The following is a 17,855-nucleotide window of genomic DNA, read 5'->3' as shown; positions in this document are numbered from 1 at the left end:
CTAGATACATGGAATAAATGGGATATATAGGCACCGACTGGCGTGATGTCGGCCAGAAGCCACCGGATGGTGGAGTACTTGCTTCCCAATGGCCCACGTTCGGCGGGCCGACACAGGGGCGGCTCCCCCGGTTGACGCGCGCGAGTCCCTATCGTCGGGTGCGTACACAGGGAACAGAACATTCCATTTCGGGTGGTTCCCTCGGTCCCATGAGGGGTGCAGCTTGGATCTCCACGGATTCCTGAAGGCTCTTGTCAGACGCTGGCCGACCGTCGTGGTCAGTCTCGTTCTCGCGACCGGGGCGGCGCTCGCCGCGACGAGCTTGAGCACACCCGTCTACGAGGCGAGGACCCAGCTCTTCGTCGCCACCCGCACCGGCGACGACACCGCCCAGATGAACGAGGGGCAGAGCTTCTCGCAGGCGCGCGTTCAGTCGTACGCCGCGATCGTGACCACCCGTCAGGTGACCCGGCCCGTGGTGAAGGAGCTGCGACTGCGCACCACTCCGGAGGAACTGGCATCGCGGATCACCGCAGTCGCCCCGCTCAACACCGTGCTCATCGACATCACCGTCCGGGACACCCGGCCCAAACGTGCGGCGCGCATCGCCAACGCCGTGGCGCAGCGGTTCAGCGCGGTCGTCGAGCGACTGGAGGCGCCCAAGCGCGCGCCCGGCTCGGAGAGGTCAGGAAAGAGCCTCCGTACGGGCGACGGCACCTCGCCCGTCTCCCTGGGCATCACCCAGGAAGCCGTCGCCCCAGCCGGTCCGGTCTCACCCCGCCCGCTGCTGAACCTGGCCGCAGGAGTGCTCGGCGGCCTGCTGCTCGGTGCCGGACTCGTCGCCCTGCGCGAGACCCTCGACACCACCCTCAAGACCAGCAAGTCGCTGGGCGAGTTCACCATGCTGCCGGACCTCGGCACCATCCCGTACGACAGGAACGCCCCCAAACAACCGCTCGTCAGCGCCGACGGGCACTCCCACCGTGCCGAGGCCTTCCGAAGGCTGCGCACCAACCTGCAGTTCTCGCAGGTCGACGAGGCGCCCCGGATCATCGTGGTGACAAGTTCGGTGCCTGGTGAGGGCAAGACCAACACCGCGGTGAACCTCGCCCTCTCGCTCGCCGAGGCAGGTGTCTCCACCTGCCTCGTGGACGGCGACCTGCGCCGACCGTGCGTGGCCTCGACCTTCGGTCTCGTCCAGGACGCCGGTCTGACCACCGTGCTCATCGGACAGGCCCGCATCGAGGACGTGATGCAGCAGGCCGACGGCCGGCTCTCGGTTCTCGCCAGCGGCGCCGTACCGCCGAACCCCACGGAGCTGCTCGCCTCGGCGCGCATGGAAGCGGTACTGCGCGAACTGGCGGACACCTACGAGGTCGTGATCGTCGACACCGCGCCGCTGCTGCCGGTCGCCGACACCCTCGGACTCGCCTCCTTCGCCCAGGGCGCGCTGCTCGTCGTCCGAGCCGCGAAGACCAGCCGGGAACAGGTCCGCACCGCCGCGGAATCGCTGGACCGCGTGAGTGTCCGCGTCCTCGGCACCGTCTTCAGCATGGCTCCGGTGCCCCGGGGCAATCGCTACGGCACCTACGGGTCGTACGGCGAGCTGCCGGCTCCTCGTGTGTCGGATCCCCGGAAGGAGGCCGCCGCGGGGGCACGTCTCGCGGGCGGGAAATGACCCGGGTCCTGTTCGTCTGCACGGGCAACGTGCACCGCTCGGTGCTCGCCGAGCGGCTGCTTGCCGCGAGACTTCCGCCCGGTTCGGCCGTACGGCCGGAGAGCGCCGGAACGCAGGCGCGGCCCTGGTCCGGCATGGAGTTCTCCACCAGGGCGGTCCTGGAGGAACTGGGCGGTGACGGCTCCGGCTTCACGGCCCGCCCGCTCACCGCGCAGCACGTCGCGGGAGCAGCGCTGGTCCTCGGGCTCGCGCACGAACACCGGGAGGCCGCCGTACGGCTCGCGCCGACGGCGCTGCGGCGCTGCTTCACCCTGAAGGAGTTCGTACGTCTCGCTGTGGGGGGAGTCGACACGGCGCGGGGCGGGGAAGGTACGGCGACCACGCATGGCGAGGTGCCGGATGGGCAAGTCCCGCCGGCCGTGGGCGGTTTCGACGGCGTGGTCGCGGCCACGGCCGGCCGTCGGGGTGCCGCCACCCCGGTCCCGCCGGCCGAGGACGACATCTCGGACCCGTGGGGGAGGCCCCGCTCCGTGCTGTACGGGTGCGCCCGGGAGATCGACGGGACGGTGAGCACGCTCGCCCGGTTGCTGGGCGGCGGAGCGAGCCTCTGAGCCGAAGGTCCACGAGGGACCTCACGTGGCTGGGGGTGGGGGTCGAGGACGCGCCTGAAGCTTCCCCAGAACGTGGGAAGTTCACCTGGTGTCCTGCGCCGGAGATTCGTCGGCAGGAGCGGCGAGGGGGTCGAGGATCTCTTCGGCGCCCGACATGATGCGGCGGGCCTGGGAGACAGGCCGAGGCCCGCGCAGACGCGTGGAGCTGTTCGGCTGCGACCTGCTCATCCTGGAACCCCGCGGGGCACAGTCACGGCCGCGGGAGTGTCACCGCCACCGGCTGGAGCAGGCCGTCGCCGGGCTCCGCGTCGACGGCGCCGCCCGAGCGACGGCCACCGGTCCCGGCCTGGACGATCTCAGTGCCCTGCCGGAGGAGCTCCTAGCCGCGGAGACCGTGGCCGTGATCTGTGACGAGACCGAAGGGCTCGCCTATCAGGCCGCCTTCGGGCGTCTCGGCGCCCTGCTCACTCATCCGGCACTGGCACGTCAGAACGGCTACCTGACACAACTGCAGGAGCACCTGAACGACGGCTCCATCGACCGCGGCCGCGGCGAGCAGGCGAACCTGCCTTGCCCGGCACCGGCCGTCAGTGCGTCAGTGCGTCTTCGTGCCAGCGCTTGGCTGCCTGCCCTTTCCGGCCCTGGGGCCGTTGCTCGGCTGCGGGATCGCGGCGAGCCCGCGTACGGCGAACTCGCGGTTGGCGACGGTCTGTTTGCGGTATGCCGGGGGCAGGTCGGGCATGGCGAGCAGCCGGTCGCAGGCCTGGAGCGAGCCCTTGAGGTCGCCGACCCAGTACGCCGTGATCGAGAACTCAGACAGCAGGCCCCAGCGGTAGACCCACGGCTGGGTGAACAAGATGTCGTCCGGCCGCTCCTTGTCCAGGCCGACTGCGACGATCGCGTGCGCCATGTGATGGCGGCCCATGACACGCAACCGTGAGGCCAGTTCGTAACACGCTTCGAGCCGCCGCGGACGTGACTCCCAGGCCCGGATCAGCGCGTCCATCCCGGCCGGCCAGTCACCGGAATCGGCGCGCAGGATCCCGGCTTGGAGCAGGGAGCAGTAGACCTCCTCCGGCCAGCCGCCCATCGCAGCACGGTGTTCGTACAGCCTGATCGCCTCGGCGGTGTTGCCCATGTCGCGCATGGTCTGGGCCAGGTAGAAGACCGTGCGGGTGTTGGAGGGGTCGCGTTTCATCTCGGCGCTGAGCAGGCGTGCGTCGCGCTCGAACTTGTCGTGGCGTGAGCCGCCATCGGCGTGGTCCTCGATGACCAGGGCATCGAGGTTCTCCTGGCCCTCGTGCGCGTGGGCGACGAGGTACTCGTGGGTGGCCCCCTCGTAGCGCCAGGGGATGTCGCCCCGCACCAGACGCTTGATCCGGTATTCGGTGGCACCTTCGTGCCGGAGCATGTACGCCTCGGCGGTCAGCCGGGGAAGGGCCCCGTCCCGCCTGAGGACATGGTCCGCGTCGAGGAGCAACAGGTAGTCGGCCTTGCCGCGGGCGTGCCGGATGTTCAGGGTGCGGTTGTGCCCGAAATTGATCCAGGATTCCTCGCGGAGCTCGCCCGGAATTCCGTCGAGTGCGCGGCGGATCAATTGCTGGGTTCCGTCGGTCGATCCGGTGTCCGAGATCACCCAGGTGTCCACGAGATCGCGCACGGACGCAAGGCATCGCTCGATGACGCCTGCCTCGTTCTTGACGATCATACAAAGGCAGATGGAGGGCTTCATGGCAGCACCACGCTTCCACGTTCTTTCCGATGCGGACTCATTGACCAGAAAAAGCGAACTCAGCCTTCTTTCTTGGAGGCGCCCAAGTCACCTGAGATCGCTTTGCGTTCGGGTCGGTGTGTCAGGTGCAGCAGAACGAAGCCGTCACGGTCGGCCACGGTGCGGTACCCCTCATGCCGGGCCTGGGCCAGGGAAATGCTCTCCTGCTCATAGGTCTGCGGCCACCGCCATTGTGGCGCCACCCATGTGTCCACCATGATCCACTGGGGGTGGGGCCGGCTGACCGCGTAGCCGAAGAGACTGACACTCGTACGGTTGGTGAGTTGGGGCACCAGGTAGGTGGACGCCTGGACCGTGGCGCCGTCGGGGATCTTCTTCATCAGGCTGTGGGCGTCGGCGACGCGCGGATCCGACCGCCAGGTGGCCGGGGTGAAGAGCTGCCACAAGGGGAAGCTCGGCAGGATCAGGAGGGTGACCGCGACCGTACCGGCAAGGTATCGGCGCAGGCTGCCACTCCCCGTGCCCCGTTGGATCAGGGCATCGACGAAGGCGGCGAACGCGATGGGCATCAGTACCAGCGAATAGTGGTAACCGGTGCCCCAGTGGGCGTAGTTGCTCGAGAAGAAGCGCCAGGCGAGCGTCGGGAGGGCCACCCACAGCAACGGGGAGCGAACAGCCAGGAACAGGGTGGGAGCCAGCGTGAGCACGAGGGTCTCCACCTTGATCTGCGGGGTGACAAGGCCCACCGTGCCTCTGTACAGCAGATCCAGCACTCCGTTTCCGCCGCCCGCACCCGAAACGCCCGAACCGGCCGCGGGGTTGTCCGCCAGGTACCAACGGGGGAACGAACCACTCGGGTTGAAGGCCGGCAGAAACACCAGCATCGCCAGCAGCGCCCCGACCAGACCGAGCGCCGCGGTCAGGTATCCGAGCTTGCGGTCACCGCGCCGGGAGATGACCAGACCGAGCGCGAGGACCGTGAACCCGAGGTCCTCCTTCACCAGCAGCAGCGGCAACGCCCAGCACGCTGCGGCGGTCAGCCGGCCACTGCCGAGTGCGGCGAGAGAGAACGCGAGCAGCGGGGCGGCGAAGGCGACTTCGTGGAAGTCGAAGCCGACAGCGCTTGCGATGCCCCAGGAGAGCCCGTAGCAGGCACCGAGCACCGCGCCCGCCAGGTCACCCAGGGTTCGGCGCGCCCAAAGCGTCAGGGGGACCATGCTCAGGGCGATCAGTGCGGCCTGCACCACGAGCAGGGTTTCCGCTGAACGCCGCAGCAGGTAGAAAGGCGCGACGAGAGCCACGATGGGAGAGAAGTGATCCCCCAGAATAGGGAAGTTCGGCCCCCTCAGTTCGGAGACGGGCAGGTGTCCGTTCGCATATGAGCGGATGGACTGTTCAAAGACCCCCAGGTCATAGCTGTTGGAGAGCATCCGCTGATGGATGCGCAGCGAAACAGCCGCGTACGCGATGAACAACGCTCCGGCCATGGCCCAGACCCACCATGCGCCGCCGAAACGACTCCTGTCCGACGGCCCGGTCACCGCTTTTCTGTCAAGAGGAGATTGTTGTGACGGGAGGGTCACGTTAAGGCTGGTGGACTGCGCTTGCATGGGCACCTTCCGGAAAACCGAATGGGAGACCCTCAAGATGCCAGCAATGCACGACGCTTCGCGTTCATCGAAAACCAGGTGTGGCAATAATCCACCGAATGGCGGCACGTCCAGCAGGGCCCGAGTGTGGTCCGCCGCTGGAGCGCTGAGCCCGGATCCACCGGCTTGATTCCGAGGTGATCGTTTCGGGTGACAGGGCACGGGCCCTTGCGGGTGGGATGGTCGGGGCAGGTCAGGCGGGCGGTGGCTGGGGGCGCCGAGGCCGGTTGCCGGCGACGCGGGTCAGGTTGTGCGCGAGGGCGGCGAGCGCGAGCCGGACGGCATTCGCCGAGGGTGGCTGGACGGGGCGTGTACGAAGGGGCCGTTCTTGATGTCCACGATCGCCTGTTGCCCGACCGCGTGGCGCCGGTGATCACGTTCGGTGTCGGCCAACGGGAGTGGCGAGTCGGTGAACGCGGCGCGGTGACGCCGGGTCGTGAACAGCTCGCCCTGCCCGTCGGGCACGTTCACGGTGCCCGGACGTTTGACGCGGCGGACGATCAGGCGGGCGGTGACCTGCTGTATCCGTAGCCGACACCCTGCCTGGCATGGCCGTGGGTGCGGCGGATCGTGTCGTCGATATCGACGGGGGCCACCGTTTCCGCGCCGGGCAGCAGCAGGGCGTGGACGGCCGGCGCGGGCAGGAACCGCCGTGCGAGAGCGTGCAGTTGCTTCACGTACGCGTGGCTGAAGGAACGCAGGAACGAACCCAGCGTGGACGGCGCGCGCACCCCACCGAACAGGCGCGACAGAAAGCTGTCGCATCCCGCTCAGTACTGCAGTCGTTCACGTCTCATGTCGACACCAGGACACAACGGGCGATCAGGAACGTAACGGGGATCGCGCCGAAGGCTGCGATCAGCGGGGCTGTGCGTGGATCCACGCCGAGCCCGGAGACCAGCGCGTAGACGCCTGCCGTGGTCAGAACGAGGCTCGTGACATTCGTCAGCGGGAAGCGCAGGAACTTCTGCCAGCTCGGACTGGTGCCGAAGGTGAAGCGCACGTTCATGAAGAACGAGCCGATCATGCTCAGCACGGTGGCCAGGACGTGCGCGGCCAGATACGGCAGCCACAGGCACAGCAGCCTGTAGCTGACGTAATACGTCCCCGTGTTGACGGTTCCGACGAGCGCGAAGCGCAGGATCTGACCCTTCACGAGAAGTGTGCCCGCTGCGCGGGCGTACGGGCCAAACCCGAGGGCGTGCGTTCACTCACCAGGTAGTGAGGCCGTTGTTTGCACTCGTTGTAGACCCGGCCGACATACTCGCCGACAAGGCCGAGAAGCACTATCTGCATCCCGCCGAAGCCGGTGACTGCGACGAGCAGGCTGACGTACCCGGGCGCGGTGACGCCCCCGATGAGCACGGCGCCGACCATCCAGGCGGCATAGAGGAGGGCGAGGCCGGTGAGCGGGAGTCCGACATGGATGGCCAATCGCAGCGGGCGGCTGTTGAAGGACACCATGCCGTCGACTGCGTAGTTGAGGAGATGGCGGTAGCTCCACTTGCTGGTGCCGCCGCCGCGCGGCACGTCCGTGTAGTCGAAGAAGACAGTGCGGAAGCCGATCCACGAGAACAGGCCTTTGGAGAAGCGGTTGCGCTCACCCAGCTCCAGGAGCGCGTCCACGGCACGGCGCGACAGCAGACGGAAATCCCCGGCGCCGTCGACCAGCTCGACCTCGACCCAGTGGTTGACGAGCTGGTAGTAGCTGCGGCTCAACAGGGCCCGCAGCGGGCCGTCATGGTCCCGGGAACGGCGAGCGACGACTTGGTCGAAGCCCTCGCGCTGGAGGTCGAGCATCCGCCTGAGCAGGGAGGGGGGGTGCTGGAGGTCGGCATCCATGATGGCGACGTGGTCCCCGGTGGATTCGCGCAGGCCTGCGAGCAGGCCTGCCTCCTTGCCGAAGTTCCGCGAGAAGGACAGATACCGGACATGAGGATCGCGGGCGGCAAACGTGCGCAGCAGGGACAGCGTGCCGTCGAGTGAGCCGTCGTCGACGAACACCACCTCGTACGGCTGGCGTAGCTCTGCGAGCCTCGCATGGAGTTCGTCATTGAAAGCTTCCAGCACCTGTTCCTCGTTGAAGCAGGGCACCACGATCGACAACACTCCGTGCTCCTCCGACAAGATCGCTATCACGGCGGGCAGTGTATGAGATATCCAAATTTGTCACCCCATCAAAACGCCTCAAAACGGATCTATTCACTCGTCTCCACCTGGTGCGTCGGCCATGAACACCCACCGCAGCCGTCCAGCCGCGGGTGAGCCGCCGACGTCGGAGACCTCAGCCTTCGGCCTCACACCGGACGAATACGGCGGGCGGGCAGCGGCCGATAGGGGCAGACCACCTACGCCAGCCACCGCCTGGTCCGGCTGGTCCACGCGGCACCGCAGTGATCTGGTTCGCCGGCCGACCCGGGGAAGTGCTGCCATACCTGGCTGATCCCGCTCCTTCCTCGCCGAGGCCTGCCAGGCGTGGCTCGCGTTCCGGCTGCGTCCGGACACGCAGGGCCTGACCGTATGGGTGGCTCCAGCCGGAGCTTCGGTCCCTCCCGAGGCCGAGCGCACACTTGCGACCCGAGAACATCTGCGCTCACACCGACCATCGCCCGGGCCGCGCCGATCCACCCGGGCGGCGAGCGCACCGTCGACCGCCCACAAACGCAGCCGAACCTCTCTCCCCCCGCCGCGTCCTCACCCTCTACACCGACGGACTCGTCGAGACTCACCATGCGGACACTGCCGTCGGCATCGACCCGGCTGTGCACCCAACTCGCCCACGTCGGCGCCGAGTTCCTGGACGGACTCACCGACGCTCTCCTGCAGAGGGCCCGATGCTCGGTCAACCGCACCGACAACCCCGCGGTGCTCCCCCGGTACACGCACATCCCCCATCCGTGACCTCCGCGGCGAGGCGCGCGTCGCCGGCCCTCTCAGCACCGTTGCGAGTCCGTCGATCGGGCACCTCGCTGCGCAGCCCGACCCGATCACCATAAATGATCAACCGTCAAGCGAGCCGGTGGATCCGGGATCAGGCATGCCGGAAAGGAATGAAAGACCGAAAAATTCATGGTCGACCGCGAAGCCTTCCATAAAAACGTACAGTCCATCGTCAGAAATTCGTCGCCATGATCGTGAAATCCAACAGCCTGGGCGATTGATCGGCGTTGGCAAAAGTATTACCTCGAAAGGCCGTTACCTCACCCTTGGCTACGACCGTTAGGGGGGCGTGACTTGGAAGGAAAGACATCTTGGCGAGGTTGAACCAGCTCTCGCCTGCCTCGAAGACCCCGAAGAGCCAGCGCAAGTCAAAGGCTGTTCAGACCTGCTTGACGACTTCCTCAATTGCATCGCCTGGATGCAGAGCGAATATCTGAAAGCCGCCCCCTGAGCAAGCCCCGGAGGAGCCAGAGATGAACTGGAATCAGGACGAACCAGATCTGTCGTTCGGCCTGAGAAACGACTATGGCGGGGCCGACCCATACCCCCGTGATCATCAGTCGTTCGGAGTGGACCACCTCATGCATGTCCCTGATCCAACGCTCACGCTGGACGGATGGGATCCGGTCGAGGAGCTGGCCGAGATGCTGTCGGCAGCAGCCGGCTCCGGTCCCCCCACTCCGCTGATGGACAGCGCCGGTCGGCCACGCCACCGAGTCGACCGTCGGCGCTCTCGGCCAGGGCTCCGCCTTCCCGCCGGACGACGCAGAGTCATCCCTACTGCGGTCTTGGTTTCCATTATCACCGCGTGCTCGGTGGCAATGCTGGGCTGGTCCATCTCCTATTCATACCGTCAACTGAGCGCTGTCGCTTCGCTGGTGGTGCCTCCCCCTCTGGCGCAATGGTGGCCACTGACCGTGTACGGGCCGTGGCTGGTAGCAGGCTCGTCCGTCCTGCTGGCCTCCGTTCAGCGCCGCCCCACTCACCGCTCATGGGCGATCATGCTGCTCTCTTCCGGGACGGCGGTAGCCCTGAGCGTGGGCAATTCTCCGCATTCCGCACTCAGTATGGCGGTATCCGGGATTCCCCCCATTACCGCCCTGGCCTGTTTCCGGGAACTCGTCGGGCAGATCTTCTTCGCGCCGGGTCCCCGGCATGCCCTTCATAGCGCGAAAGAATCCGAAGATGGATGAGGGCAGCGCCCGGCCGGACGCGCTCGTCGTGCAGGTCTTCGTCGCCCCGTGGCATCGGGGTTGAATGACTGCTGCATTCGGCGGACTCGGACCGCGGGTCCGATGCCTCGTCGACCCGCCTGGCAGACATGATCCCCGCATCAGGCCGGTCCGTGCGGTGCGCCGTGACCGCTCGGCCGGAACCCCTCCAGCCTGCGGGCGTCCCGACGAGGAAGAGCATGCGATCCCTTCCACTTCTGCGCATGGCGCTCATCGTGTCCCTGGTCCTGGGCCTGACCGGCACGGCCGCGGCTGCCCCGGCCCGGCTGTCGGACCGTAGCGCCCGACCGAGTGACGGTCCGGGGGCGGTGAAGGCCCGGCGGGTGTGCAATCCCTCCCCTGGGCCCGGCCAGGCCTCGTGCCTGGCGATGCTGCGCACCGACCTGCCACCGCTGCGCTCGGTGCAGCCGGGGAGCCAGCCGAGCGGCTACCACCCCAGCGACATCCAAACCGCCTACAGCCTGCCCCGCGGCGGATCCGGGCGGACCGTCGCCATCGTCAACCCGTTCGATACCCGCACCGCCGAAAGGGACCTGGCGGTCTACCGCCGCCAGTTCAACCTGCCGCCGTGCACCACCGCCAACGGATGCTTCCGTAAGGTCAACCAGAACGGCGGCACGACACAACCCACGGCAGCCGATTCCGGCTGGGCGATGGAGACGTCCTTGGACCTCGACGCCGTCAGCGCCGCCTGCCCCGACTGCAAGATCCTGCTCGTCGAAGCCACCGACGCCTATTTCTCCAACCTGTTCACTGCGATCCGCCAGGCCGTGGCCCAGGGAGCCAAGTACGTCTCCATGAGTTGGGGCGCTCCGGAGTTTTCCGGCGAGACCGCAGGCGATTCCGTCTTCACCCCCGGCGTCGCCTTTGTGGCCGCCAGCGGCGATGCCGGTTACCCCAACCTGATCTACCCCGCCGCCTCCCGCTATGTCACGGCGGCCGGAGGCACCACCTTGCGCCAGGTCCAAGGGACCTCCCGCTTTACGGAGACCGCGTGGAGCGGAGGCGGCTCCGGCTGCTCACTCTACGAATCCAAGCCGCCCTTCCAGCACGACGCCGGCTGCTCGCGCCGCACCGCCGTCGACATCTCCGCCGACGCCGACCCCGCCACCGGCCTGGCCGTCTACGACACGACCCCCGTCGACGACGGCAGCACCGGTTGGCTGGTGGTCGGCGGCACCAGCCTGTCCAGCCCGCTGCTCGCCGGCATGTACGCCGTCGCCGGCACACCAGGACCCGCCGACCACCCCAACTCCTACCCCTACGCCCACCCCCAGGCCTTCCGCGACATCACCCAGGGCTCCAACGGCAGCTGCGGCGGCTCCTACCTGTGCACCGCCCGGACCGGCTACGACGGCCCCACCGGCATCGGCGCACCCCTCGGCATCGCCGGACTGCGACTGCCCTAGGCCATTCTCAAGCATCACTACCCTGATGCGGCGCCCCAGCCGCCATGCCACTGGTGGGGGCCGTCCTCCGGCCGCGGAGGACGGCCCCCATCGTCTGTTCCTCCGGCTGCCGCTGCACTTCCTGCCGGCCGACTGCCTCGCCCGCGTCATCGGGCACATCTCCACCCGCCATCCCGCTCACGCCGGGGTTCACCACCTCACCAACCCCCGTTCCACGCCGCTGGATTCGCTCGCCGACCGCCTGCGCCGCCGGGGCTACCCGGTCCAGGAGATCCCCTACGCCGAGTGGATCGCCACGCTGGTGAGGTACGCGGCAGGGCACCCCACCGACCCGATGACCGCGTTCGTCCCGCTCTTCGCCGACCGGTGCGCGCGCCGACATCGCCGTGAGCGAGATGTACTTCCAGGGCCTTTTCCCGGAGCTCACTCGCGCCGACGCGGAACGGGCGCTGCTGGACGCCGGGATCGACATTCCTCCGGTGGACGCGGAGATGCTGGACCGCTACATCGGCTTCCTCCAGCACGACGACTACGTCGAGCCGGTGCAGAGGCGAGAGCACGGAGGGGCACGGTGGTGAGCCGATGCCCTGGCTGGGAGGCGCTGGACGTGCCGGAAGCAGCGCCCGACGGTCCGGTGGCCTTCTCCGCCGGCCTCAGTCCCGCCGGCCTCCTGGCGGCCTATCCCGCCGGGGCCCATCCGTTCCCGGCATCCGACGAATACACCCGCGCCCTCAACGAGGTGGTCTTCGCCGATCAGGTCCAGGCGGGCCGCATCCGGCTCGCGGGGCAGGAATCGGCCGATCCCTACGCCGTCTCCTGGTGGTCTCCCGACCCCAGGCCGGTGCTGCCCGTCTCGGCCGCACACCTCGGCCGGAGCCTCACCCGGCGGCTTGGCATCCGGCTGCCGTGGTCGACCGGCCTGGACCGGCGCTTCGAGCGGGTCGTCCGCGAATGCCGCGCCGGCCGCGTCCCCCTGTGGCTCACCGACGAGCTGATCGAAAGCTTGGTCCGCCTGCACGATCCGGGTCATGCTCACAGCGTCGAGGTGTGGGAGGACTGCGATCTGGTCGGCGACGTCTTCGGCCTCCGGTCGGATCGGTCTTCAGCATGGACTCGATGTTCTTCCACCGTCCCGGTGCCTCGAGGGTCGCGGTGACCGACCTCGCGGCACGCTTTGCGCAGGCCGGCAGCGTACTGCTCGACGCGCAGCGGGGCAGCCCGCACGTCCGCGGCCTGGGCGGCGTTCTCGTACCACGAGAGCAGTACGTGCGACACCACCACCGCCGCCGTACCGAGCGCGACGGCCTCCCGATGCCCACCGCCACCTTGCCCGCCCGCCGCCTCGCCCAGCCGACGGGATCCCGCTGACCGCCTTCGTCGCGCTGCCATGTTCTCCGGCTTCCACTTCTGGTGGCGAAGATGACCGGCAAGACGCTCGACGAGCGGCTCGGCAAGATCACGTTCTGGACCCAGTTGACGACGGGCCTCGTGGCGTTGTCGCTTGAGTTGGCGACGGAGCGGCGGCCCGGTCCCGTCGGCCGGCGGGGCCGGGGTGCCCGAAGAGCCTTACGACAGTGTCCACTTCCGGTTGTCGCCGCCCTTGCAGGACCGCCTCACCGGGCACGTCGAGCAACGACATCCGAATCCACAAGGACGGCAAGGATGTGGGCTCCGGCGCGCGGTCGTAGGGTCCTTGTCCGATATCCACATGGACCCGAACGAGGGATGCAAACTCATCCAATACGGGCCATTGCCAGTACACAGGCGTACCACCGGCGTACGCGAGCGCGTTGCCGATGCATGGATTACACCGTCACCACCGGATACCTCTTCCTTGAGTGGGAAGAACAGCCGCCGTACCGAGAACGGCCCCGGACGGGCCGGGAAGACCCGCCCATCTATGCCGCTCTGGTCAGGGAGTGGCGGGCCGGTGACCGGATGGTCCCGGGGGCGTGGGACGCGCGGTGGAGCGCCCTGGTCTCCGCGAGTTTCCCGACCGGGCGGCACCGGCGCTCCATCAGCGTTCCGCCTCCGGTCCTGTGGGAACGTATCGCCGAACTGCCCCTCGTGAGTTGGGACGAGATGGTACCGACCCCCTGAAGAGCAAGTCGGTCATCCCTGAGCTGTGCAGTGATCCGGACGGCGCCGGCGTCAGCGGGCCAGCCTGGCGCTGCGGTTCGAAGGCACTGTGACGGGCGCGTCACAGGTGGGGCAACGCCGCTTGGTGTTGGCCTGCGCGGCAAATCTTCCGAGCGCCTGCTGCAGGGCCAGTTCCACAGCCGCAGGGACGAACAACGTGCCGGCGCCGTCCGGCGGGACCAGCCAGCGCAGACGCCCTGCCGTCCGGTGCGGTGGGGGCACCGTAACCCACGCACCTTTGCCCAGATACCGGATGTCGGAGCCGATCCAGCGGACCTCTGGATCAGGCGGGAGGAAGAAGCCCACCCTTCGCGAGGCGGTGTCCGCCAACGCGGGTCCCGGCAACTCCGGGATGCTCAACAGGGTGTCCAGGGCCAGTACGCCGAGCTCCTCCGAGACGCTCAGCACGTCCCAGAACCGCCCGCAGGCCAGCACTGCGATCCCGGTGTCGCCGTGCCACTGCCGCTTGCACGCCCTCGGGTCGGTTGCGGCGGCGGCGAGCCATTCCGTCGCCTGCTGCGTAACGATTCGCATGCTGTCCTCCCGGATCCGACAACCCTCGGCAAGGGGGCATAATCTCCCCTCTCGCCAAAGGTCACCCGTACCTGACATATGCATGGTGTTGGATGTTTCCACGGTATGGAAGGGGTGGCGAACCATGGCGATTAACTCCGCGATGTTCGGCAATAGTGCAGTTGTTCTGTATCTGCTGTCGGTGACCGCTCCCTGGACAAGGACGCTGTTATCGAATTCGGCTCCGCGCGTTGCCTTTCGGGGAGGGCGTGCGCCGGACCGGTGTCAAACAGCTGACGACCCGGCTGGAACGGCGCAAGGTCAGCGGCGCCGGGGAGCCGCGACCAACGCGGTGGAGACGGCACAGTCACAGATGACCGCACAAACGTGAGCGCCGGGGAGCAACGCTCAGGACTTGTGGATCGGCCTGACGGAAGGAGGCGTACGTTCCCGATGGATCGATCGACAGGTCATCGAGCACGGCCGACGTTGCGGCGTCGGCCGGGAATGCACGCCCGTGCTTACCTGGTGGTCAGCGAGGACGGCACCACGCCAAGCGGCGGTCTCCGCAGGATGAGCTCGCCGGGCGGGCGCGAGGCGGATGCCGGATGCCGCGCCGGCAGCGGAGGTCAATGAGGTCTTTCAGGGTGGCCACCGATCGGGTGACAGGCATCGTGGCCGCAACACACAAGGCTCCCGTGCCGTTGAGGGAGGTGTTCGACGTCTCAACCCATCGGCGCAGGAGCCCTGTTGGTTCCGTATCCTGCCGCACTCGACCTGCCCCATACGCTCGTCGAGTGGGTCACGATGCTCATCGTCACCCGCGAGGGTGACTGCCGCTGCAAGCTCCCGCCGCACCAGGGTGCCCTGGTCGCTCTGGTGTACCTGCGCAAGCACGACACCCTCGCCCAGCTCGCGGCCGGTTTCGGCATTTCCGTCGGCACCGCGCACGCCTACACCACCGCGGTCATCGATCTCCTGGCCGCCCGCGCACCCGGTCTGCTGCGCGCTCTGCGCGAGGCAGACCCGAGTTCGTCCTGCTCGACGGCACCCTGGACGAGTGCGACCGCCTCGGCGACGGCCGCGCCGACTACTCCGCCAAGCACCGTCGGCACGGGGTGAACGTGCAAGTGGTCACGGATCATCACGGCGAGGTGCTGTGGCTGTCACCGGCCCTGCCGGGGCGCTGCCATGACCTGACCGCGGCTCGCGCCCATCGGATCATCAGGATCTGCGAGCGCCAGGGAGTGCCGGTCCTCGCCGATCGCGCTTACATCGGTGCCGGCGCGTGGGTGACCACACCGGCCAGACGGCCTGCGGGAGGCGAGCTGTCGCTCACTCAGCAGACCGTCAATCGAGCGCTGTCGAAGGCGCGGGCCCCGGTCGAGGGTGGCATCGCCCGTCTGAAGTCCTGGCGGATCTTCCGCAAAGCGCGGTGCAGCCCGAATCGAATGACGTCAATCGCAGCAGCCGTCCTCACTCTGGAGCGGCAACGCTGAAAGACCTCAATGCCTACATCGCCGAGCTGGCCGACCAACGGGACGAGAACGGACAGCGGTTGGTGGTGCGCAACGGTTACCACCGGCCGAGGAAGGTCACCACGGCGGCCGGGGCAGTCGAGGTCAAGGCCCCGCGCGTAAACGACAAGCGCATCGACCCCGACACGGGCGAGCGCATGCGGTTCTCCTCGGCGATCCTGCCATCCTGGTGCCGGAACTCCCCGAAACTCAACCGACTCGCAGAATTTGACACTTACTCTGCCTACGCTCATTGACAGGTGAACACAGCAGGTCAAAGTTGAAGTGAGAGCTTGGTGTGAGCGTGAACGACAGTCGTGGCCTTCCGTCTCCTGACCTTCCGGTCGGCTTTGGCTTCCGGCCGTATCGCCGCGACGAAGACCACGGCGCCATGGCCGCAGTGCGGCTGGGTTGTGCAGAGCGGGACCGGGTCGATGTCCACTCAGTTGTGGAAGGGCTCCCGACAGCTGTCGAGATCACCGAAGCCTCTGCCAAGTTGGATGAGCCGTCCGACAACCAGATCCTGGTGGTCCACGATGGGGGCATCGTCGGCTACTCGACGATCCGGTGGTGGCAGGAGCAGAACGATACGTGGTTGTACCTGCACCGCGGCTACCTCCTGCCCGAGCATCGCGGTCAGGGCATTGGCTCAGCCATGCTGAGCTGGGCCGAAGAGCGGATCCGCCAGCTCGTCAGGCAGCATGGAACCGCGCGGACGGCAGTGATCGGCGCGAACGCCTCGGCCTCCGAACAGGAGGCCACGGCGCTCCTGCTCGGAGTCGGCATGCTGGAGGGCCGCGTGGGACGGGGAGCACATGGTCGGCGTCGTCCTCTGCTCCATCCGCCGGTACGACCGCACCGTAGGCGAGATAGAAGAGCTGAGTGTCCAAGCGGACCGGAGACGTCTCGAAATCGGCCGGTCCCTGTTGCTGGACGGGCTGCGTAGCCTCCGCGAGCACGGTGCAGCGACCGCCCGACTGCACACGAGCACGGCAAATCCGCACCGGTCATACGATCTTTACGAGAGCGTGGGGTTCCGGCGGCAGAACGATTACGTCCGTTATCGCAAGCCGCTTGCTTGATCGACCATCATCGGACAGTCCCGCCGATCCACAGGATTTGACAGTTCCTCCGTGCCGAGATCATCGAGTCGCTGTCCGGCTACAGCGATGCCGGTCGCCTCGCCTCCCATGCCGGATTGCCCGCAGGAAAATGACATCATTTCAATGACCACGAGTGTCACATTGGCACCAGAACCCGGTCATCGGCCTGTCCAGAAATCCCACCACCGCGTCAGGATCAGCATTCCGACGATTCCGATGTGCAGCAGCGGCAACACCAAGGTGAATTCACCGAAGAACGCCCGTAGTATGCCCGGCGCAGGCAGGAACAAGTTCCGTACGTTGAACGAGATCACGTACCAGAACAAGATGATCGTGGCGACCCACGCCAGAACGCACCACAGGCACAGCGCGTCGACCCGGTACAGCGACTGGAACTGCAGCCACGACACGAACCCGATCCCGAAGAGGCACCCAACGTTGAAGGTCAGCCAGTACCAGCGGGGGAACTCCGCGCCGGCCAGCAGGCTCATGCCGACGCAGATCACGATGCCGTAGGCCACCAGGCCCAGTATTGGGTTGGGGAACCCGAAGGCCGAGGCCTGGGCGCTCTTCATGACGCTGCCGCAGGACACCACGGGGTTCAGGCTGCAGCCAGGCGTGAAGTTCGGGTTCTGAAGCAGCTTGAACTTGTCGATGGTGATCGCCCATGAGGCCGTCAGCCCACCCGCCCCCGTGAGCACCAGCAGTAGAGCGAACCCCCGGCCGGCCCCTACGGTTCTCGCCATCAGCCGCGCAGGCTCCTGGCCGGCAGGACGATGTGCGCCGCCTCCTTCAGGGTCTCCTCGGCGCCCGCGAACGCAGCCAGTGCCCCGGCATCCACGGGCTTGCCCGGCGCAGCCCCGGGCCAGGGGCGGGTGGTGAACACGAGATAAGCGAAGCCGCGTTCGGCGACCGCCTCCAGCCACTCGGGCGGCGCGGCGCACTGGGCCCTGAACTGCCACATGTTGACGACCGCCTGTCCGGCCTCGACCAGCAGGCTGACCGGCAGGCTCGGCTTCGCGGCACCGTCGACCAGGTCGCCGCCCACAGGCAGGCTGTTGCTCTCCAGCAACTGCCGCACGGCGGCGGAGGACGCCTCAGGGCCGTCCGCGGAGTCGCCGAGGGGGTAGGCGAGCAGGTAGGGCATGGCGCCGTCGGGAGCCTCGCCACTCCAGGCCAGTACGACAACGGTGCCCAGGTCGGCGAGGTGGAAAGGGCGGGTTTCGCTTGAGGTTGAGGTCACCGCTCGACCTTATCGACGGCGCCGCAGGCGGCCCGGCGTCCTCTCACCCGACCGGGCGATGACTCGAAGGCTCTCCACACGAACGAGGG

General features: G+C 67.7%; 17 protein-coding genes and 4 pseudogenes. 12 read left to right on the top strand and 9 right to left on the bottom strand.

Annotated features, from left to right (window positions below; translation table 11 throughout):
• Positions 1–223: 223 nt before the first annotated feature.
• Both OH768_RS33530 and OH768_RS33525 read left to right on the top strand, forming a co-directional pair.
• Entirely contained in the window at positions 224–1,678 is a 1,455-nt protein-coding gene (locus OH768_RS33530; RefSeq protein ID WP_406459697.1) for a polysaccharide biosynthesis tyrosine autokinase, read from the top strand.
• Positions 1,675–2,289, top strand: a complete 615-nt coding sequence (locus OH768_RS33525) for a low molecular weight phosphatase family protein (RefSeq protein WP_406459696.1) — start codon at positions 1,675–1,677, stop codon at positions 2,287–2,289. Before OH768_RS33530 ends, OH768_RS33525 begins: the two co-directional genes overlap by 4 nt.
• An 81-nt stretch (positions 2,290–2,370) precedes the next feature.
• Here OH768_RS33525 and OH768_RS33520 read toward each other — a convergent pair whose 3' ends face one another.
• The 3 genes from OH768_RS33520 to OH768_RS33510 form a co-directional block, all read right to left on the bottom strand.
• Positions 2,371–2,517 carry a hypothetical protein gene (locus tag OH768_RS33520; RefSeq protein ID WP_406459695.1) on the bottom strand — a complete coding sequence of 49 codons (147 nt, stop codon included), beginning with the start codon at positions 2,515–2,517 and terminating at the stop codon, positions 2,371–2,373.
• Positions 2,518–2,884: 367 nt separating this feature from the next.
• Positions 2,885–4,021 carry a glycosyltransferase gene (locus OH768_RS33515; protein WP_406459694.1) on the bottom strand — a complete coding sequence of 379 codons (1,137 nt, stop codon included), beginning with the start codon at positions 4,019–4,021 and terminating at the stop codon, positions 2,885–2,887.
• A gap of 59 nt (positions 4,022–4,080) precedes the next feature.
• A complete protein-coding gene (locus OH768_RS33510; RefSeq protein WP_406459693.1) occupies positions 4,081–5,631 on the bottom strand; it encodes a DUF2079 domain-containing protein in 1,551 nt (516 codons plus the stop codon).
• Between the two features lie 348 nt (positions 5,632–5,979).
• Here OH768_RS33510 and OH768_RS33505 point away from each other — a divergent pair, with 348 nt between their 5' ends.
• Positions 5,980–6,201 carry a hypothetical protein gene (locus OH768_RS33505; RefSeq protein ID WP_406459692.1) on the top strand — a complete coding sequence of 74 codons (222 nt, stop codon included), beginning with the start codon at positions 5,980–5,982 and terminating at the stop codon, positions 6,199–6,201.
• On the opposite strand, the gene OH768_RS33500 is transcribed toward OH768_RS33505, so the two are convergent.
• The 3 genes from OH768_RS33500 to OH768_RS33490 form a co-directional block, all read right to left on the bottom strand.
• Entirely contained in the window at positions 6,171–6,401 is a 231-nt protein-coding gene (locus OH768_RS33500; protein WP_406459691.1) for a hypothetical protein, read from the bottom strand. The two genes, OH768_RS33505 and OH768_RS33500, sit on opposite strands and share 31 nt — an antisense overlap.
• Before the next feature lie 62 nt (positions 6,402–6,463).
• Positions 6,464–6,826 (bottom strand): GtrA family protein, encoded by a 363-nt coding sequence (locus tag OH768_RS33495; RefSeq protein WP_406459690.1) that lies wholly within the window; start codon positions 6,824–6,826, stop codon positions 6,464–6,466.
• Positions 6,823–7,809: a glycosyltransferase family 2 protein gene (locus tag OH768_RS33490; RefSeq protein ID WP_406459689.1), complete on the bottom strand. Its 987-nt coding sequence runs from the start codon at positions 7,807–7,809 to the stop codon at positions 6,823–6,825. Before OH768_RS33490 ends, OH768_RS33495 begins: the two co-directional genes overlap by 4 nt.
• Positions 7,810–8,400: 591 nt before the next feature.
• Between OH768_RS33490 and OH768_RS33485 the strand changes: the two genes are divergently transcribed.
• From OH768_RS33485 to OH768_RS33460, 6 genes and pseudogenes are all read left to right on the top strand, one after another.
• On the top strand, positions 8,401–8,571 hold the full coding sequence (locus OH768_RS33485; protein WP_406459688.1) for a hypothetical protein: 171 nt from the start codon (positions 8,401–8,403) through the stop codon (positions 8,569–8,571).
• A gap of 512 nt (positions 8,572–9,083) precedes the next feature.
• A complete protein-coding gene (locus OH768_RS33480; RefSeq protein ID WP_406459687.1) occupies positions 9,084–9,803 on the top strand; it encodes a DUF2637 domain-containing protein in 720 nt (239 codons plus the stop codon).
• 242 nt (positions 9,804–10,045) lie between these two features.
• Complete coding sequence (locus tag OH768_RS33475) at positions 10,046–11,251, top strand: S8 family serine peptidase (protein ID WP_406459686.1); 1,206 nt, start codon at positions 10,046–10,048, stop codon at positions 11,249–11,251.
• Between the two features lie 386 nt (positions 11,252–11,637).
• The gene (locus tag OH768_RS33470; protein ID WP_406459685.1) at positions 11,638–11,829 is read left to right on the top strand and encodes a hypothetical protein; all 192 of its coding nucleotides are present in this window, start codon (positions 11,638–11,640) and stop codon (positions 11,827–11,829) included.
• Positions 11,823–12,619: pseudogene (locus OH768_RS33465) on the top strand (leucyl/phenylalanyl-tRNA--protein transferase). The gene OH768_RS33470 and the pseudogene OH768_RS33465 overlap by 7 nt, the downstream one beginning before the upstream one ends.
• Positions 12,620–13,051: 432 nt before the next feature.
• Positions 13,052–13,351: a hypothetical protein gene (locus OH768_RS33460; RefSeq protein WP_406459684.1), complete on the top strand. Its 300-nt coding sequence runs from the start codon at positions 13,052–13,054 to the stop codon at positions 13,349–13,351.
• Between the two features lie 51 nt (positions 13,352–13,402).
• On the opposite strand, the gene OH768_RS33455 is transcribed toward OH768_RS33460, so the two are convergent.
• A complete protein-coding gene (locus tag OH768_RS33455) occupies positions 13,403–13,924 on the bottom strand; it encodes a hypothetical protein (protein WP_406459683.1) in 522 nt (173 codons plus the stop codon).
• A gap of 729 nt (positions 13,925–14,653) precedes the next feature.
• Here OH768_RS33455 and OH768_RS33450 point away from each other — a divergent pair.
• The 3 pseudogenes from OH768_RS33450 to OH768_RS33440 all read left to right on the top strand — a co-directional run bounded on the left by OH768_RS33450 (position 14,654) and on the right by OH768_RS33440 (position 16,502).
• Positions 14,654–15,402: pseudogene (locus OH768_RS33450) on the top strand (transposase family protein).
• Positions 15,399–15,641: pseudogene (locus OH768_RS33445) on the top strand (IS256 family transposase); the annotation flags it as partial. The pseudogenes OH768_RS33450 and OH768_RS33445, both read left to right, overlap by 4 nt.
• 77 nt (positions 15,642–15,718) lie before the next feature.
• A pseudogene (locus tag OH768_RS33440) lies at positions 15,719–16,502 on the top strand (GNAT family N-acetyltransferase).
• Between the two features lie 179 nt (positions 16,503–16,681).
• Here the strand turns inward: OH768_RS33440 and OH768_RS33435 are convergent.
• Together OH768_RS33435 and OH768_RS33430 are read right to left on the bottom strand one after the other, a co-directional pair.
• The gene (locus tag OH768_RS33435) at positions 16,682–17,269 is read right to left on the bottom strand and encodes a vitamin K epoxide reductase family protein (RefSeq protein ID WP_406459682.1); all 588 of its coding nucleotides are present in this window, start codon (positions 17,267–17,269) and stop codon (positions 16,682–16,684) included.
• Positions 17,269–17,766, bottom strand: coding sequence for a DUF5949 family protein (locus OH768_RS33430; RefSeq protein WP_406459681.1), 498 nt, complete (start codon positions 17,764–17,766; stop codon positions 17,269–17,271). The genes OH768_RS33435 and OH768_RS33430 overlap by 1 nt, the downstream gene beginning before the upstream one ends.
• Between the last annotated feature and the right edge of the window lie 89 nt (positions 17,767–17,855).

Origin of the sequence: Streptomyces sp. NBC_01622, assembly GCF_045209635.1 — a bacterium.
Lineage (GTDB): Bacteria > Actinomycetota > Actinomycetes > Streptomycetales > Streptomycetaceae > Streptomyces.
The sequence above is the reverse complement of the archived record's forward strand: the minus strand, read 5'-3'. Positions and strand labels throughout refer to the sequence as shown.

What these genes read in the sequence shown, in the direction of transcription:
- OH768_RS33525 (WP_406459696.1), top strand. Translation starts at nt 1,675, where the DNA reads ATGACCCGGGTCCTGTTCGTCTGCACGGGCAACGTGCACCGCTCGGTG.
- OH768_RS33520 (WP_406459695.1), bottom strand. Translation starts at nt 2,517, where the DNA reads ATGAGCAGGTCGCAGCCGAACAGCTCCACGCGTCTGCGCGGGCCTCGG.
- OH768_RS33515 (WP_406459694.1), bottom strand. Translation starts at nt 4,021, where the DNA reads ATGAAGCCCTCCATCTGCCTTTGTATGATCGTCAAGAACGAGGCAGGC.
- OH768_RS33510 (WP_406459693.1), bottom strand. Translation starts at nt 5,631, where the DNA reads ATGCAAGCGCAGTCCACCAGCCTTAACGTGACCCTCCCGTCACAACAA.
- OH768_RS33485 (WP_406459688.1), top strand. Translation starts at nt 8,401, where the DNA reads ATGCGGACACTGCCGTCGGCATCGACCCGGCTGTGCACCCAACTCGCC.
- OH768_RS33480 (WP_406459687.1), top strand. Translation starts at nt 9,084, where the DNA reads ATGAACTGGAATCAGGACGAACCAGATCTGTCGTTCGGCCTGAGAAAC.
- OH768_RS33475 (WP_406459686.1), top strand. Translation starts at nt 10,046, where the DNA reads ATGGCGCTCATCGTGTCCCTGGTCCTGGGCCTGACCGGCACGGCCGCG.
- OH768_RS33460 (WP_406459684.1), top strand. Translation starts at nt 13,052, where the DNA reads ATGGATTACACCGTCACCACCGGATACCTCTTCCTTGAGTGGGAAGAA.
- OH768_RS33455 (WP_406459683.1), bottom strand. Translation starts at nt 13,924, where the DNA reads ATGCGAATCGTTACGCAGCAGGCGACGGAATGGCTCGCCGCCGCCGCA.
- OH768_RS33435 (WP_406459682.1), bottom strand. Translation starts at nt 17,269, where the DNA reads ATGGCGAGAACCGTAGGGGCCGGCCGGGGGTTCGCTCTACTGCTGGTG.